The sequence below is a fragment of the Microbacterium sp. Nx66 genome (assembly GCF_904066215.1).
In the GTDB taxonomy this organism is placed as follows: domain Bacteria; phylum Actinomycetota; class Actinomycetes; order Actinomycetales; family Microbacteriaceae; genus Microbacterium; species Microbacterium meiriae.
Map to the genome: position 1 here is coordinate 1,148,383 of NZ_LR880474.1, position 15,015 is coordinate 1,163,397.

Sequence of the window (15,015 nt, forward strand, 5' to 3'; positions counted from 1 at the left end):
GAGGAGGAGGTGAGGATGCCGAGGAGCATGGAGTTCCCTTCTGCCGGAGACCGTGTGCCTCGACGGTATCCGTGCCCACGCGTCGGCACGAGGGAGTTGCGCGGCGCCGAGCCGGTCGGGTAGGTGCTCAGCGGCGCGAGCGGCGCCAGGGCACCAGTACCGCGCCGAGGACGCCCGCGACCGCCACGGTCCGCCACCCGGGGTGCACACGCAGCCAGGTCGTGATGCTGCCCCGTCCGCGGTGCGGCAGCCCGCCCCGCTGATCGGTGTCGCGGAGTGGACCGACGAGGTTCCCGAACTGCGCAGGGGCGCTCTCGTTCGTGCGCATCATCCGGAACCCGAACCGGCCGAGCGCCGCATCGAGAAGACCGGGCGCGATCCGCTGGACCCCGGTGAGCAGCAGGGCGCCACCGCCGACGTGGATCGTGCGGGCCGGATGGACGGCGGCGTAGACGATCGCCCGCGCGACGGACCGGGCGCGGTAGTGCGGATGCGGTCCGCTCGGGCGATACGTCATGCGGCTGCGGGCGTGGCGGTAGATCGGGGTGTCGATGACGGCGGGACGGACGACGGTGATCGTGACGGGCGCGCGCTCGGCGCGCAGTTCGCGGCGGAGGGCGTCGACCGCTCCTTCCACCGCATGCTTCGAGGCGGCGTAGGCCCCGTGCAGCGGCATCGCCGCCACCGCCTCGGCCGAGCTCACCACGATGATGGTCCCGCGCGAGTGCCGGAGCGCCGGCAGCGCCGCCTGGAGGCCGTTGAGCTGTCCGACGACGTTGACGTCGAGGATCCGGCGGAGCTCCTCGGGGGTGGTGTCGGCGACGGGGGCGTAGAGGAGCACCCCCGCGTTGCCCACCCAGGTGTCGATCCGGCCGAACGCATGCGTGATCTGGTCGACTGCGTCCTGCACCGCCCGGCGATCGGAGATGTCGCACACGACGCCGCGGACGTCCCCGCCCTCCGCGGCGATCTCCTCGACCGTCTCGGTCAGCGCCTGCTCACCGCGGGCGAGCAGGACGACGGATGCCCCCGCTCGGGCGAAGCCGAAGGCCGCCTCCCGGCCGATCCCGCGGGAGCCGCCGGTGACCACCACCACCTGGGCGTCGAGGGGCGGCCGCCGTACGCGTGTGCGCGGCGACCGTCCCTTCCGCGAGACCGATGACGGCATGTCACTCCTTGTGGAGCGCGTCCTGCGCGGCGCCGGCCACCTTCTCCACGACGTTCGGCAGCTCGGTGGTGCCGTAGAAACGTGCGTCCGGGTGAGTGGGCGGAGGCATCTCGGCCGTGGTCGTCGGGCCCTCGTGGTAGCTGAACTCGCCGTGTCCGTCCGGCGTGGGGCCGGATGCCCAGGTGCCTTCCGCGGCGGCAGGACCGTCGCTGAAGTTGAGGTACTGGTACGACACGTCGCGGTGCTCCTTGGAGAGCGGGAAGTTGCTCGGCACGGGGAGCTTCTCGGCGCCCTCGGCCTTCAGCTCCTCGGCCGCGGCGAGCCACTGGTTCTGGTGCATCGTGTCGCGCGCCAGCAGGAAGCTCAGCAGATCCCGGACGCCGTGGTCGTCGGTCATGTGGTAGAGCCGGGCGACCTGCACCCTGCCCTGCATCTCGGCGTTCGCGTTGGCCATGAAGTCGGCGAGGAGGTTGCCGCTGGCGGTGATGTACGAGCCCTGCCACGGGTTGCCGTTGCTGTCGACCGGACGCGCGCCGGCACCGGCGACGATGCCCTGCTGCACATCCGTGCCGCCCACGATGGCGGCGACCGTCGGGTCATCCTGCACGGCGTCCTCCGTGATGCCGAGCGGGGACTTCTCGAGCAGCTGCGCGATCATGACCGCGAGCATCTCGACGTGCCCCATCTCCTCGGCGCCGATGCCGAAGACGAGGTCGCGGTACTTGCCGGGGATGTGCATGTTCCACGCCTGGAACTGGTACTGCAGCGCGACGGTGATCTCGCCGTACTGCCCGCCGAGGACCTCTTGCAGCTTGCGGGCGTAGACGGCGTCCGGGGCCTCGGGCGTCGCGGAGAACTGGAGCTCCTGTCGATGGAAGAACATATCGAGCCTTTCTCTTCTGGGGATGGGCTGGCCATGCAACGCCCGGTCGGCCGATCCACGCAGGGCCTTTCCAAAGCCCGACGCGCCTGGGACAATCACTCTCGGCCCGCGCGACATCGGACTTCGCCGCGGTGATAGCCGGTCGGCGCCGACGCCGTCAACCCCCGCCCGTATCCCCGGCGCTCCCGGCAGTCTGTCCCCATGACGGAGGAGACGGCGGCAGCGCAGGACGCGATCGACGCCTTCCTCGAGTCCCACCTCGCTGAGATGGTCGAGCGGCTGTCGGCCTGGGTCGAGATCCCCTCCGTCTCGGCGGCCCCCGAGCGTCGGATGGACGGGGTGCGATCCGCGCATTGGATCGCCGCAGAGCTGCGCGACGCGGGCTTCACGACGTCGCTGCTCCCGGCGGGCGATGCGGTGACCGTGTTCGCCGAGCGCGAGGGCGCGCCGGGGTCACCCACGGTCCTCGTCTACACGCACCACGACGTCCGCCACGCCAAGGCGGAGGAGTGGAACGAGACGGCGCCGTTCGCGCCGGTGCTCCGAGAAGGGCGGCTCTACGGGCGCGGCGCGTCGGACGCGAAGGGCCAGGCCCTCGCGCACGTCTGGGCGCACCGGGCGGTCGAGGCCGTGGACGGCGTCGGAGCCGGGGTGCACCTCAAGCTGCTCATCGACGGCGAGGAGGAGATCGGCTCCCCGCACCTCAAGGACCTCCTGGAGGCCGACCCCGACCGGTTCGCGTGCGACCTCGTCGTCTTCTCCGACACCCTGCAGTGGGAGGTCGACTCCCCGGCTCCGGTCACCTCGATGCGGGGGACGCTCACCGCGACGCTCACGGTGCAGGGGCCCGACCGGGACGTGCACAGCGGTGCCGCCTCCGGCGTGACGGTGAATCCTGCCCTCGTGCTCTCCCGCGTGCTCGCGCAGCTGCACGACGAGGACGGCGGGATCGCCATCCCCGGATTCCATGACGGCGTGGCCCCGCTCAGCGACGAGCGCGCTGCGGAACTGGACGCGTTGCCCTTCGACCCCGAGGACTGGACGCGGCGTACCGAGACCAGGGTCATCGTGGGGGAGGAGGGCTTCACCCCGAAGGAGCGCCTCTGGGTGCGCCCGGCCATCGAGGTGATCTCGCTGCTCGCCGGAGACCCGGAGGGCATCGAGCGCTCCGTGATCCCGCGGGAGGCCATGGCCTCGCTGAGCATCCGAACCGTCGCCGATCAGCGTAACCACGACGTCGCCGACGCGCTCCGCGCCTTCATCGCCGACGTGATGCCCGCCGAGGCGACGTATCGCCTCGAGGTCGACGAGGACATCGCGCAGGAACCGTATGTCTCTCGTCCCGGACCCTATCGGGACGCCCTGGAGCGGGCCCTCGCCCGCGGTTACGGTCGCGCGGTGCGGGGGAGGATGGGCAACGCCGGGGGAGGGCCGGCCGAGCTGCTGTCCCGGGAACTCGGCGCCCCGGTCGTGTTCCTCGGCACCGGGCTGCCCGAGGACCACTGGCATGCGAGCGACGAGAGCATCGATCTGCGCATGCTGGTCCGCGGCGCTGCGACCCTCGCGCATCTGTGGCGCGAGCTCGCCGCCGCCTCATGACTCCGCCGGGGGATGCGAGGAGGAGGCTCGTCCCCCGGCGGGCTACGCTGGACGCAGGCGCCACCGCCCGGTGCCCGGTCGCAGGAGCCCGGCGCGGACGGCGCCTGCGAACCTGACACCGACGGCTTGAGGAGAACGACGCCGATGACCGACACCCAGATCTTCGAGCCCGAGGGCCGCGCCATCCCCTTCGTCGATGAGGGCGATGGGCCGGTCAAGCTGGTGCTCATCCAGGAGCGCGGCCTGGCCGCCGACGTGCTCGGAGTGGTCGGTCACTACCTGGCGGAGGAGGCCGGATTCCACGTGGTGCGGATCGGCCATCGCGCGGATGACGCAGAGATCTCGGTCGAGGACCGCGTCGCGGACGCGCTCGCCGTCATCGACCACATCGGCCTCGGCGACACGTGGATCGGCGGGCACGGCTTCGGCGGCACGATCGCGCGGTCGTTCGCGCTCGTTCACCCGGAGCGCGTGAACGGTCTGGCCCTCCTCGGCGTGGAGGACGTGGACACCCCCCTCGCCCCGGTCATCCCGGTGCTGCTGATCCAGGGGACGGCCGACGAGGTCACCCCGCCCGCGAACGCCGAGAGCGTGCGCGCCATGGCTCCGGAACGCGCCAGCATCAAGGTCGTCGAGGGCGGGGATCACCTCTTCCCGATGACGCACCCCATCGAGACGGCTGTCGTGCTCGAGGAGTATCTCGACTGGGACTGAGCCCGACCCTGTGCACACGCGAACGCCGCGGCCGGATCGGCCGCGGCGTTCGAAGTCTGAGCTCTCAGGCGACCTGAGGGAGCACGGCGAAGGAGACGGAGCCCTCGTCGTCCACGCCCGCGTCGAGCACCTTGTCGTCCAGGGCGGAGGCGGCGGCCTCGTCGAGGAACAGGCGGGTGCCCGACAGCTCGACGACCTGATCGGCGGGCTCCGGGTCGGCGGTCACGGCGACGGCGAGACGGGCCGCGCCCGTGTCGTCCTGCGCCTCGGCGGTATGGATGCGCAGCCCAGCGGCCGGCGCGTCGTTCTGACGACTCACGAGGGTCGACACGATGGCGGTGGCGTTGTCGGTGAGGGTGAGCATGAGCTCTCCTTTCCGGTTGGGGCATGACGCGGTCGCGACATGTGCGGACTACGATTCCGCATCGTCCGGATCCGTTCGACCCCCTTGCGCCTGCGGGGGTGGTGCCTTTAGCCTCGCAGCCGCTTGCGGAGGAACACCTGAGCGGTGCCGTCGCCCTGCGGCACCCGCTCGCGCTCCTCGTAGCCGCAGGACTCGTACAGCCGGATGTTCGCCTCGCTGAGGCTTCCGGTGAAGAGCTCGGACTCGCGGGCGTCCGAGGCCTTCTCCGCCGCGTCGAGGAGCTTCCTCCCGATGCCCTCGCCCTGCATGTCGGGGGCGATCGCGATCCGCCCGATCAGGAGCAGGTCGTCGTCCTCGACGAACCGGATCGCCCCCACCAGGCGGCCGTCGATCCGTGCGCCGAGCCCGCTCTCCGAGGTGAGCTCTGCCTCCATCTCGGCGAGCGTCTGCGTCAGCGGCGGCATGTCGACGCTGCCGTAGATCGCCGCCTCGGACACGAAGGCCGCCCGCTGGATCGTGAGCACCTCTCCGGCATCCGCCGCGGTGAGAGGCGCGATGACCACCTCGGGACGATCCTCCTGTGCTGCTGTTCCCACTGTTCCGCCTCTCTCGATGGCCCTGTCGCCTCCCTCACGTTCGGGGGTCCGCCCGGTGGGTGTCAACCCCCTCGAATCGGCTGTGCCGCGGGGCTACCGTGACAGCAGGAGGTCACACCATGGCAGACACGAAGACCAAGAAGACCGGAAGCTCCAGCAGCAAGAGCGGAGCGACGAAGGCGGGCGTCAAGACCACGCGCCAGCAGAATGCGGAGAAGGGGTTCACCGCATCCCCGACCCTCGCGGCGAACCTGCAGGCGGTGCTCGTCGACCTTCTCGAACTCTCGCTGCAGGGCAAGCAGGCCCACTGGAACGTCGTCGGACGGAACTTCCGCGACACCCACCGTCAGCTCGACGAGATCATCGAGGACGCCCGGACGTTCAGCGACACCATCGCGGAGCGCATGCGCGCCCTGCACGCCGTGCCTGACGGGCGCAGCGCCACGATCGCGAAGACGACGACGCTCCCCGAGTTCCCGACCGGTGAGGTGTCGACGACGGAGACCATCGACCTCGTCACCGCGCGCCTCGAAGCCGCAGTCGGGACGATGCGCGATGTGCATGACGCCGTCGACGAGGAAGACCCCACGTCCGCGGATCTGCTGCACGCCGTCATCGAGCGCCTGGAGCAGTTCGCGTGGATGGTGAGCGCGGAGAACCGCAGCCCCGCCGGCCGCTGATCAGCCCGCTGTCCGACCGCCGCCCCCGTCGCGCTCATGCCGACGAGGGCGGCGGTCCTTCGTCTGCTCCGACCCGCGCGCGGGCTCGCCGCAGCAGGCCGGGCAGCGCCATCCACAGCCCGACCACGAGCAGGAGCGAGGCGATCAGCGCGACGATCCCGGCGGTGCGGCTGACCGTGAAGTCCACGATGAGCGTCGTGACCCCGATCGTGAGGGGGCCGATCACGAAGAGGTCGATCTTCACCAGGCGCGCCGCCGTCCGGACGAGCTCAGGCTTCAGCCGGCTGCCGAACAGGGCACGATGGATGCCGACGGGGGCGAGGGCGAGGATGGTGGCGACCGCCGCGAGTGCCACGAGCACGACATACAGGTCGCGCTGGAATTCGTCCATATCGGTGAAGCGCGGCTGGAACGCCACCGCGAGGAGGAAGCCGGTGAGGATCTGCGTGCCGGTCTGCATCACCCGCAGTTCCTGCAGCAGCTCCTCCCAGTTGCGGTCCGCGCGCTCGTTCGGGGTCTCGTCGCGGCCGTCATCGCGGTCGTCGCGCTCGTCGGCGCCGCCACGGGATTCTGCTGTCATGGCGATAGTCTCGTGGGCACGATCCGCCGCTGTCCAGAACCTTGCGCTGCCGGATGGACAGGCCTCAGGAAAGGACCCGAGATGACCCTTCCCCCGATCGACGAATGGTGGCCCGAGCTGTCCGACGATGCGCGTCGCGCGGTCATCGACAGCGGGTCGCGGCATCTCGACGAGGACGTCCGTGAGGAGATCCGGGAGATCACCGGAGCGGTGGTGGGGATGATCGAGTCGCTGTCCGACGACGACCTCGCGTACGCCCGGGACCACGCACCCGACGAGGACTGAGACGTCAGCCCTCCGGCTGCTCGGCGGTCTCCTCGCGCAGCCGCGGCTCCGTGCGACGCTCGGGGCGCACGCCGTGCTTGTCGGCGTAGAACGCGCGGATCCGGTCCATGTCGGCGGCCACGTCGCCCGTGAGGTCGATCGTCGGCCCGAGGCCCGTCGTCATCGTGTGGCGGTCGACGAAGCCGAGGGTGACCGGCATGCCGGTGGCTCGCGCGATCCGGTAGAAGCCGCTCTTCCAGTACTCGTTGCCGCCCCGCGTGCCGTCGGGGGTGACGACGAGGCCGAACACCGTCCCGGCATGCACCTGGTCCACGACCTCGCCGACGACGCGCGCCGGATCCGTGCGATCGACGGCGATGCCCCCGAGCCCGCGCATGATCGGCCCCCGCCAGCCGCGGAACAGGCTCTTCTTGCCCAGCCAGTGCACGTCGATGCCGAGGCGCCACGCGATCGCGAGCATGAGCACGAAATCCCAGTTCGAGGTGTGCGGGGCGCCGATCAGGACGGTCGGTCGCGTCGGCGCGGCGTCGGCGACGAGGGTCCACCGGCTGACGGCCCAGTACACGCGGGCGAGGAATCGTCGGAGCATCCGTCCAGATTAGGCGGAACGGCCTATCGATCGCCTGGCGGCGGGGCCCCGGTGGTCCGCGTGAGAGCCGCGGTGAGCGCCGGGTCCAGCCCCGGGACGTCCTCGACGGGCACGGCCAGCGCGAGAAGAGCCCTGCTGAAGTAGTTGCGCGCCGCCGCCGCCAGGGTGATGTCCACGATCTGCCGGTCGCTGAACCCCCGGTCTCGCAGCTCCTGCGCATCGGCGTCGGTCATCGCCCCCGGATCGGTCGACAGCCGCGTGGCGAAGCGGATCACGGCCTGCTCCTGCTCCGTGAAACCGCGGTCGTCTCCCGCGGCGAAGGCGGCGAGTCCTTCCTCGTCGACGACGCCGGCGCGCAGGGAACGGCGGCCGTGGGCGAGCAGACAGTGCGCGGATCCGATGGCCCGCGCCGCCCCCAGGGTCGCGGCCTCGTAGATCGGCACGCCGATCGACGGGACGACCGCGCGGACGAGGGCTTCGAAGGCGGCGTGGGCGTCGGGGTTCACGGCCATGGCCTTGGTGTGAGCGAACACGATGCCGTCGTCGACGAGGTCGCTCTCGTACATCGCGGCGACGTGGCCGGTCGCGGTGGCCCGTTCGGGAGGGTGGATGATCATGGCGCCTCCTCGGCTCCGGGGCGCGCGGCGAGGGTGCGCACCCCTCGCCGGGAACGATACGCCGCTCTCAGGCCGCAGAGAAGAGCGTGCGGCGCCCGGTGCTCCTGGCAGGCGTACGATCGAGGGATGACCGAATCGAAGCAGGAGAACACCGGGCAGGACGCGCCGCTCGGGCTGCAGCCGCTGCCGGGTGCGATCGAGCTGCTCGAGGGCGATGCCGCCGGCTACTGCAGCAACGGCGTCTGCCACATCCCCGCCCCCAAGGAGCGGTGAGCAGCAGACGCCGTCGGTGTGGCTGCGCGGTCAGTGACCGCCGTGCGCCGCGTCGCCGATGTCGTCGGCGGGCTTGCGCACCAGCGGGCTGAGCGCGACCGCCGCGAGCGAGATGATCGCCGCGATGAGGAAGGCCGTCCGCGCTCCGGGGGCACCGGCCACGGCCCGCGACAGGCCCTCGTCCTCGCCGGCGTGCAGGATCGCCGAGTACGTGACCGTGAGCAGGGCGACGCCGGCCGCCCCGCCGACCTGCTGCAGCGTGTTGAGCACCGCCGAGCCGTGCGAGTACAGCGAGCGGTGCAACGACCCGAGCGACGAGGAGAACAGCGGCGTGAACGACATCGCGAGGCCGACCGACATGGCCGCCTGCACGATGATCAGCAGCCACCACACGGTGTGCTCTCCGACCGTCGAATAGAAGAACAGCGCCGCCGAGACGAGGATCGTCCCGGGGATGAGCAGCGGACGGGTGCCCTTCGCGTCGTAGACGCGGCCCATGATCGGACCGAGCAGGCCCATCAGCACCGAACCGGGGAGCAGGATGAGGCCCGACTCCAGCGCGGTCAGTCCCGCCACGTTCTGCAGGTACTGCGGCAGCAGCGTCAGGGTGCCGAACATCGACAACGCCAGGATCGTCATGATGATGACGGCCAGCGAGAAGTTCGCCGAGCGGAACACGCGCAGGTCGAGCAGGGCGTCGTCGACGCGCTGCAGCACGATCTGACGCCAGACGAACAGGGCGAGCGAGACGGCGCCGACGACCAGAGCGATGACGCCGGTCGTGCCGCCCGATCCGCCCTCGCCGCCGAACTGGCTGAGGCCGAAGACGATGCCGCCGAAGCCGAGCGCCGCGAGCGGGATGGACAGCACGTCGAGCGGAGCCTTGCGGGTCTCGCCGAGGTTGGTCATCCACTTCGCGCCCATGGCGAGCGAGATCAGGGCGATGGGCAGCACGATGGCGAACAGCGCGCGCCAGTTGAACGCGTCGAGCACGGCCCCCGCGAGCGTCGGGCCGATCGCGGGAGCGAGCGAGATGACGAGACCGACGCGGCCCATCATGCGACCGCGGGACTGCGCGGGCACGACGTTCATGATCGTCGTCATCAGCAGCGGCATCATGATCCCCGTGCCGGCGGCCTGGATCACGCGGCCCACGAGCAGCACCGAGAAGCCGGGCGCCACGAAAGCCACGAGCGTGCCGAGCGAGAACGCCGTCATCGCGGCGATGAAGACCTGCCGGGTCGTGAAGCGCTGCAGGATGAAGCCGGTGGTCGGGATGACCACCGCCATCGTCAGCATGAACGCGCTCGTCAGCCACTGTCCGAGCTCGGGCGGGATGCCGAGGTCGGTGTTCAGATGCGGGATCGCGATGCCCATCGTCGTCTCGTTGAGGATGGCGACGAAGGCGGCGACGAGCAGCAGCCAGATGACCCGCATGTCCTTGCGCGGGATCTCCCCGTGCGATGCGGGGGGCGTCGTGATGGAGCCGGTATCGACGGCAGACATGGGCGGCCTCCAGGGCATCGGAAGAAAAAGAGATGTGCGAGAGTTCGCGAGAGTCATTCAGCGTAACGGGTCGGTGGGACATTTCATTCCGATCCCTGCGATATCCGCCCTGAGCGGAGACGGCGGCCCGCGGTGTCCGCCGTCCTGAGTACGCTGGCGCCATGAGCATGGGCGGGATGGGCGGTGGTCCGCGGGGCGGTTTCCGCGGCGTGGACGAGGACGCCCAGCGTCGGCTCAACGCGGAGGCCCCGAAGATCGACGGGCTGGGCACCCGGGTCGTCGCTCTGTTCAGCGCCTACCGGTGGCGCATCCTCTTCACGGGCGTCCTCGTCGTCGTCGGCGCGGGTATCGCGGTCATCCCGCCGCTCCTCGTGCAGCGCATCTTCGACGACGCCCTGTTCCCCGTCGACGGCGGCGGCCCCCATCTCTCCCTGCTCGGCGTGCTCGTCGGGGCGATGGTCGGCCTCTTCCTCTTCTCGGCGGTCCTCGGCGTCGCGCAGACCTGGCTCACGGCGACGGTCGGCAACAGCGTCACGGGCGACCTCCGGGTGCGGCTGTTCGAGCACCTGCAGGCGATGGAGCTCGGCTTCTTCACCCGGACGAAGACCGGGGTGATCCAGTCCCGGCTGCAGAACGACGTCGGCGGCGTCTCCGGCGTGCTCACGAACACGGTCACCAGCATCCTCGGCAACGCCGTCACGGTGATCGCCTCCCTCGTCGCGATGATCCTCATCGACTGGCGCCTCACCCTCATCGCGGTCGTGCTGATGCCCTTCCTCGTGCTCGTGCAGCGACGCGTGGGGCAGGTGCGGGCGCGCATCGCGGGGGAGACCCAGGAGTCGCTGTCCGAGTTGACCTCCATCACCCAGGAGACCCTGAGCGTCTCGGGCATGCTGCTGTCCAAGGCGTTCAACCGCCAGCGCACCGAGTCCGAGCGCTACCAGCAGGAGAACCGCAACCAGGTGCGCCTGCAGGTGCGCCGGGCCATGAGCGGCCAGGGCTTCTTCGCGGTCGTGCAGGTCATCATGGCGAGCGTGCCGGCCGTCATCTATCTGGTGTCCGGCTACCTCATCGCGGGCGGGACGGGAGCGATCACCGCGGGTACGATCGTGGCCTTCACGACGGTCCAGGCGCGGCTGCTCATGCCGCTCATGGGGCTCATGCGGGTCTCGCTCGATCTGCAGACCTCGTCCGCGCTGTTCGCCCGCATCTTCGAGTACCTCGACCTCGTACCGGAGATCACCGACGCCCCCGACGCGGTCACCGTCGCGCAGGCCCCTGGGCCGCGCGGACGCGTCGAGTTCCAGGACGTCGTGTTCCGCTATCCGGATGCCGCGGCCGACTCGCGCCCCACGCTGCACGGGGTCTCGTTCGTGGCCGAGCCCGGGCAGCACGTCGCCTTCGTCGGCCCGTCCGGCGCCGGCAAGACCACGATCCTCTATCTCGCCCCGCGGCTGTACGAGGCCAAGGGTGGCGCGGTGCTGTTCGCGGGGGCGGACGTGCGCACGCTCACGCAGGAGTCGATCATCGACGACGTGGGCATCGTCTCCCAGGAGACCTACCTGTTCCACGCGACGATCCGGGAGAACCTCCGCTACGCGAAGCCCGATGCGACGGACGAGGAACTGGTCGCCGCCTGCACCGCGGCCAACATCCACCACATCATCGCGGGCTTCGAGAAGGGCTACGACACCGTCGTGGGGGAGCGCGGATACCGGCTCTCCGGCGGGGAGAAGCAGCGGATCGCGATCGCCCGCGTGCTCCTGAAGGACCCGCCGGTGCTCCTGCTCGACGAGGCCACCTCCGCCCTGGACACCGTGTCCGAGCGCGTGGTGCAGGAAGCCCTCGACGAGGCGGCCAAGGGGCGCACGACCCTGTCGATCGCACACCGCCTCTCGACGGTCATGGGGGCGGACGTCATCCATGTGCTCGAGGCCGGTCGCATCGTGGAGTCCGGCACCCACGCGGAGCTCCTCGCGCAGGGCGGCCTCTACGCCGAGCTGGCGGCACAGCAGGTGGCCGCGTCGCGTGTGCTGAACGCCGAGATCGAAGCAGAAGCCGAGGAGGAGGCCGCGATCCGTGGCGGTGTCGAGGAGGGCGTCGATGCGGCGCTCGCCGGGCGCCGTGCGGACCGCGAGCCGGAGGACTCCGCGGCGGCCGACGCCGTCGTGGCGCTCACGACCGGCGTACCGCTGCCGACGGCATCCAGCGCCGACGCCCGACCGCGCCCGACCGACGGCTGACGGCTTCGCGGGTCAGTGGACGGAGAGCCCGCCGTCGACGAACAGCGACTGGCCGGTGACATACGCCGAGCCGGGACCCGCGAGGAAGACCGCGGCCGCGGCGAAGTCCTCCGGGAGGCCGTTGCGTCCGACCATCGTCCGGGCCGCGAGGGCCGCGATCGTGGCGGGATCCTCCTGCAGGCGGGCGTTCAGGGGAGTGAGGACGAATCCCGGGACGAGGGTGTTGCTCGTCACGCCGGTACCACCCCAGGCCTCGGCCTCCGAGCGCATGAGCGACTCGACCGCGCCCTTGGAGGCGCCGTACACCCCGCTGCCCACGAATGCCCGGTGCGCCTGCTGCGAGCTGATGTGGATGAGCCGCCCGTACCCGCGCACAGCCATGCCCTGCGCCCAGCGCTGACCGAGAAGGAACGGGGCGAGCGCGTTGACGGTCATCGTCGCGTCCCAGTCCGCCTCGGTGATCTCGGCGTAGGGCGGACGGATGTTGATGCCGGCGGAGTTGACGAGGATGTCCGGCTCGCCGAAGGGGACGGCAGCGGCCTCCGCGACCGCGTGGATGCCGTCGCGGGAGCCCAGATCGCCGACGACGCCCGCGGCCCGGCACCCCTGCGCGTTCAGCTCCTCGACGGTCTCCGCGATGCGCTCCGCGCCGCGGGCGACGATCACCGTGGCCGCGCCGGCCCGGGCGAGCGCCGTCGCGATGCCGCGGCCGATGCCCGAGCTGCCGCCGGTCACGACGGCGGTGCGGCCGTCGAGCGCGAAGAGCGAGGAGAGGTAGTCGGTCATGTGGGGGTCCTTCCGGCGGGGCTCACCACGCGAGGGCGTCGGCGAGGGTGGGGTCGGGGCGGGCGTCGGCGAATTCGGGAAGGGCGCGCAGTTCGGCCAGGAACGCGGACACCTCCGCCGCGTAGGCGGGATCCGGGTGCGTGTCCGCGATCTCCCGGAGCGGAGCGACGTCCATCGCGAGGATGAGGTCGAGTCGAGCGGTCACGGCGGCGTGCGCGCCCGCCGTCTGCAGCACACGGATGCCGCCGCGGAGCGCAGCGAGGTAGTCGCGGAGCACGGGGAGCTGCGCCTTGCCCTGGGTGATCGAGGTGCCGTCCGCTCGGACGCGCCAGCGCACCACGACGTCAGGCAGCACGTCGAAGGCGCGCGCCCGGGTGTACATCGTCTGCGCGACGACCTGGTCCTCGTAGGCGACACCCTCGGGGAACCGCAGGTCGGACCACATCTCGGTGCGGCTCACCTTGGACCATGCGACGATGTTCGACACGGCCTGCGGATGCTCCGCGAGGGTGGTGCCGAGACGGCGAGGAGAGGTCGCCGCGGCCACCCACGGCTGTACGCGGCCGGGCACGTACCCTCGCCCCTGGGGACGCAGCCGCACGTAGGCACCGGCGGCGAAGTCGCTCTCCGTGCGTTCGAGCGTGCCCACGAGCGTCGAGAGGGCGTCCGGCATCAGCTCGTCATCCGCATCGAGGAAGCCCGTGAAGGGCGTGTCGACCCGCGCGAGGCCGACATTGCGCGCGGCGCCGAGCCCGACGGAAGCCTCATGCCGGATCAGGGTGAAGCGGGGATCCGTCGCGGCGGCGTCGGCGAAGATCGCTCCCGTGTCGTCGGTGGAGCCGTCGTCGATGAGGATCGCACGCCACCGCTCGTCCGTCTGCGCACGGAGGGAGTCGAGGGCGGCGGGGGCGAACGCGGCGATGTCGCGTCCGGGCACGATCAGCGTCACGATCGGGGCGGGGGCGGTCACTCCGCCGAGTCTAGGGCCGTCCGTCAGCCGCGGACCGCGTCGACCGCTTCCGCCACGAGTGCGGCGAGACGCTCCGGAGCGTCCGCAGGGAGGGCCGAGCGCCCGAAGGTGAAGCGCACGGCCGTCTGGGCGACCTCCGGGGCGATGCCGCACGCGAGCAGCACGGGGGAGGGCTCGTCGCTGCCGGCGGCGCAGGCGGAGCCGCTGGACGAGATCACCCCGCGGCGCTCCAGCTCCAGCAGCACCGCCTCGCCGCTCACGCCGGCGATCGTGAAGCTCGCCGTCGCGGGGAGCCGCTGCGTGGGATGCCCCGTGAGCGCGGCCACGGGCACGCGGCGCTGCACCTCGGCGATGAAACGCGCCGTCGCGGCCTCCACCCGGGTCACGGTGTCTTCGCGCTCCCGCTCGGCGAGATCCAGTGCCGTCGCCAGGCCCACCGCTCCGGCGACGTCGACGGTGCCGGACCGCCGCCCACGCTCCTGGCCGCCGCCGTGCAGGAGCGGTTCCAGAGGGAGGCGTCCGCGGACGACGAGCGCCCCGGTGCCCTTGGGAGCGCCGAGCTTGTGCCCGGCGATCGACACCGCGTCGGCATGCAGCTCGTGCAGCGGCAGCCAGCCGGCCGACTGCACGGCGTCGACGTGGAGGGGCACGCGGCGGGCGTGGACGACCTCGCGGAGCGCCGGGATGTCCTGGACGGTGCCGATCTCGTTGTTCGCGTGTCCGAAGGACACGACGGCCGTGTCGTCGGTGAGCGCCGTGTCGAGGGCGTCAGGCGTGATCCGTCCGGTGCCGTCGACGGCGGGCATCGCGACCGTCACCCCGTGGAACCGCGCGAGGTACGCCGCCGACTCCCGGATCGACTCGTGCTCGATGGGGGACACGACGACGCGCCGCCGGCCGGAGGCGAGCGCTCCCAGGGCGAGTCCCTTCACAGCGAGGTTGTTCGCCTCCGTGCCGCCGCCGGTGAAGACGACATCCCCTGCCCGCGTCCCGAACACGCGGGCCACCCGGGCGCGGGCGTCCTCCAGCGCGCGCGCCGCGGTCTCGCCCGCGGTGTGGTGACTGGCGGGGTTGCCGAACACCTCGGTGAGGAAGGGCTCCATGGCCGCCCGCACCTCGGGGCGTACCGGAGACGTCGCGGCGTGGTCGAGGTACAGCACGG

Annotated in this window: 17 protein-coding genes; 6 read left to right on the top strand and 11 right to left on the bottom strand. The window is 71.4% G+C overall.

Annotated elements, in window-relative coordinates:
• Positions 1-127: 127 nt before the first annotated feature.
• Positions 128-1,168 (bottom strand): SDR family oxidoreductase, encoded by a 1,041-nt coding sequence (locus tag MICNX66_RS05395; protein ID WP_187663614.1) that lies wholly within the window; start codon positions 1,166-1,168, stop codon positions 128-130.
• 1 nt (position 1,169) lies between these two features.
• On the bottom strand, positions 1,170-2,051 hold the full coding sequence (locus tag MICNX66_RS05400) for a manganese catalase family protein (protein WP_085606628.1): 882 nt from the start codon (positions 2,049-2,051) through the stop codon (positions 1,170-1,172).
• A gap of 201 nt (positions 2,052-2,252) precedes the next feature.
• On the opposite strand from MICNX66_RS05400, the gene MICNX66_RS05405 reads away from it, so the two are divergent.
• Together MICNX66_RS05405 and MICNX66_RS05410 are read left to right on the top strand one after the other, a co-directional pair.
• The gene (locus tag MICNX66_RS05405) at positions 2,253-3,650 is read left to right on the top strand and encodes a M20/M25/M40 family metallo-hydrolase (RefSeq protein WP_187663615.1); all 1,398 of its coding nucleotides are present in this window, start codon (positions 2,253-2,255) and stop codon (positions 3,648-3,650) included.
• A gap of 144 nt (positions 3,651-3,794) precedes the next feature.
• Entirely contained in the window at positions 3,795-4,364 is a 570-nt protein-coding gene (locus MICNX66_RS05410; protein ID WP_187663616.1) for an alpha/beta fold hydrolase, read from the top strand.
• A gap of 64 nt (positions 4,365-4,428) precedes the next feature.
• Here the strand turns inward: MICNX66_RS05410 and MICNX66_RS05415 are convergent, their stop codons facing one another.
• A complete protein-coding gene (locus tag MICNX66_RS05415) occupies positions 4,429-4,728 on the bottom strand; it encodes a hypothetical protein (protein ID WP_060921362.1) in 300 nt (99 codons plus the stop codon).
• Positions 4,729-4,835: 107 nt separating this feature from the next.
• Positions 4,836-5,291 carry a GNAT family N-acetyltransferase gene (locus MICNX66_RS05420; protein ID WP_232089203.1) on the bottom strand — a complete coding sequence of 152 codons (456 nt, stop codon included), beginning with the start codon at positions 5,289-5,291 and terminating at the stop codon, positions 4,836-4,838.
• 152 nt (positions 5,292-5,443) lie between these two features.
• Here MICNX66_RS05420 and MICNX66_RS05425 point away from each other — a divergent pair, with 152 nt between their 5' ends.
• Positions 5,444-6,004: a Dps family protein gene (locus MICNX66_RS05425; RefSeq protein WP_187663618.1), complete on the top strand. Its 561-nt coding sequence runs from the start codon at positions 5,444-5,446 to the stop codon at positions 6,002-6,004.
• Between the two features lie 34 nt (positions 6,005-6,038).
• Here the strand turns inward: MICNX66_RS05425 and MICNX66_RS05430 are convergent, their stop codons facing one another.
• Entirely contained in the window at positions 6,039-6,584 is a 546-nt protein-coding gene (locus MICNX66_RS05430) for a DUF6328 family protein (RefSeq protein ID WP_187663619.1), read from the bottom strand.
• A gap of 81 nt (positions 6,585-6,665) precedes the next feature.
• Here MICNX66_RS05430 and MICNX66_RS05435 point away from each other — a divergent pair, with 81 nt between their 5' ends.
• Positions 6,666-6,869, top strand: a complete 204-nt coding sequence (locus MICNX66_RS05435) for a hypothetical protein (protein WP_187663620.1) — start codon at positions 6,666-6,668, stop codon at positions 6,867-6,869.
• Between the two features lie 4 nt (positions 6,870-6,873).
• Here MICNX66_RS05435 and MICNX66_RS05440 read toward each other — a convergent pair whose 3' ends face one another.
• Positions 6,874-7,458 (bottom strand): 1-acyl-sn-glycerol-3-phosphate acyltransferase, encoded by a 585-nt coding sequence (locus MICNX66_RS05440; RefSeq protein ID WP_187663621.1) that lies wholly within the window; start codon positions 7,456-7,458, stop codon positions 6,874-6,876.
• Between the two features lie 23 nt (positions 7,459-7,481).
• Positions 7,482-8,075, bottom strand: coding sequence for a carboxymuconolactone decarboxylase family protein (locus MICNX66_RS05445; protein WP_187663622.1), 594 nt, complete (start codon positions 8,073-8,075; stop codon positions 7,482-7,484).
• 126 nt (positions 8,076-8,201) lie between these two features.
• Between MICNX66_RS05445 and MICNX66_RS05450 the strand changes: the two genes are divergently transcribed.
• A complete protein-coding gene (locus tag MICNX66_RS05450; RefSeq protein ID WP_187663623.1) occupies positions 8,202-8,348 on the top strand; it encodes a hypothetical protein in 147 nt (48 codons plus the stop codon).
• Positions 8,349-8,378: 30 nt separating this feature from the next.
• Here MICNX66_RS05450 and MICNX66_RS05455 read toward each other — a convergent pair whose 3' ends face one another.
• Complete coding sequence (locus MICNX66_RS05455) at positions 8,379-9,854, bottom strand: MDR family MFS transporter (RefSeq protein ID WP_187663624.1); 1,476 nt, start codon at positions 9,852-9,854, stop codon at positions 8,379-8,381.
• 167 nt (positions 9,855-10,021) lie between these two features.
• On the opposite strand from MICNX66_RS05455, the gene MICNX66_RS05460 reads away from it, so the two are divergent.
• Positions 10,022-12,097 carry an ABC transporter ATP-binding protein gene (locus MICNX66_RS05460; RefSeq protein ID WP_187664118.1) on the top strand — a complete coding sequence of 692 codons (2,076 nt, stop codon included), beginning with the start codon at positions 10,022-10,024 and terminating at the stop codon, positions 12,095-12,097.
• Positions 12,098-12,109: 12 nt separating this feature from the next.
• Here the strand turns inward: MICNX66_RS05460 and MICNX66_RS05465 are convergent, their stop codons facing one another.
• From MICNX66_RS05465 to MICNX66_RS05475, 3 genes are read right to left on the bottom strand one after another with little or no spacing between them, the layout of a single operon-like run.
• On the bottom strand, positions 12,110-12,883 hold the full coding sequence (locus MICNX66_RS05465) for an SDR family NAD(P)-dependent oxidoreductase (protein ID WP_187663625.1): 774 nt from the start codon (positions 12,881-12,883) through the stop codon (positions 12,110-12,112).
• A gap of 22 nt (positions 12,884-12,905) precedes the next feature.
• Positions 12,906-13,853 (bottom strand): glycosyltransferase family 2 protein, encoded by a 948-nt coding sequence (locus MICNX66_RS05470; RefSeq protein ID WP_187663626.1) that lies wholly within the window; start codon positions 13,851-13,853, stop codon positions 12,906-12,908.
• 23 nt (positions 13,854-13,876) lie between these two features.
• Entirely contained in the window at positions 13,877-15,013 is a 1,137-nt protein-coding gene (locus MICNX66_RS05475; RefSeq protein ID WP_187663627.1) for a cysteine desulfurase family protein, read from the bottom strand.
• Between the last annotated feature and the right edge of the window lie 2 nt (positions 15,014-15,015).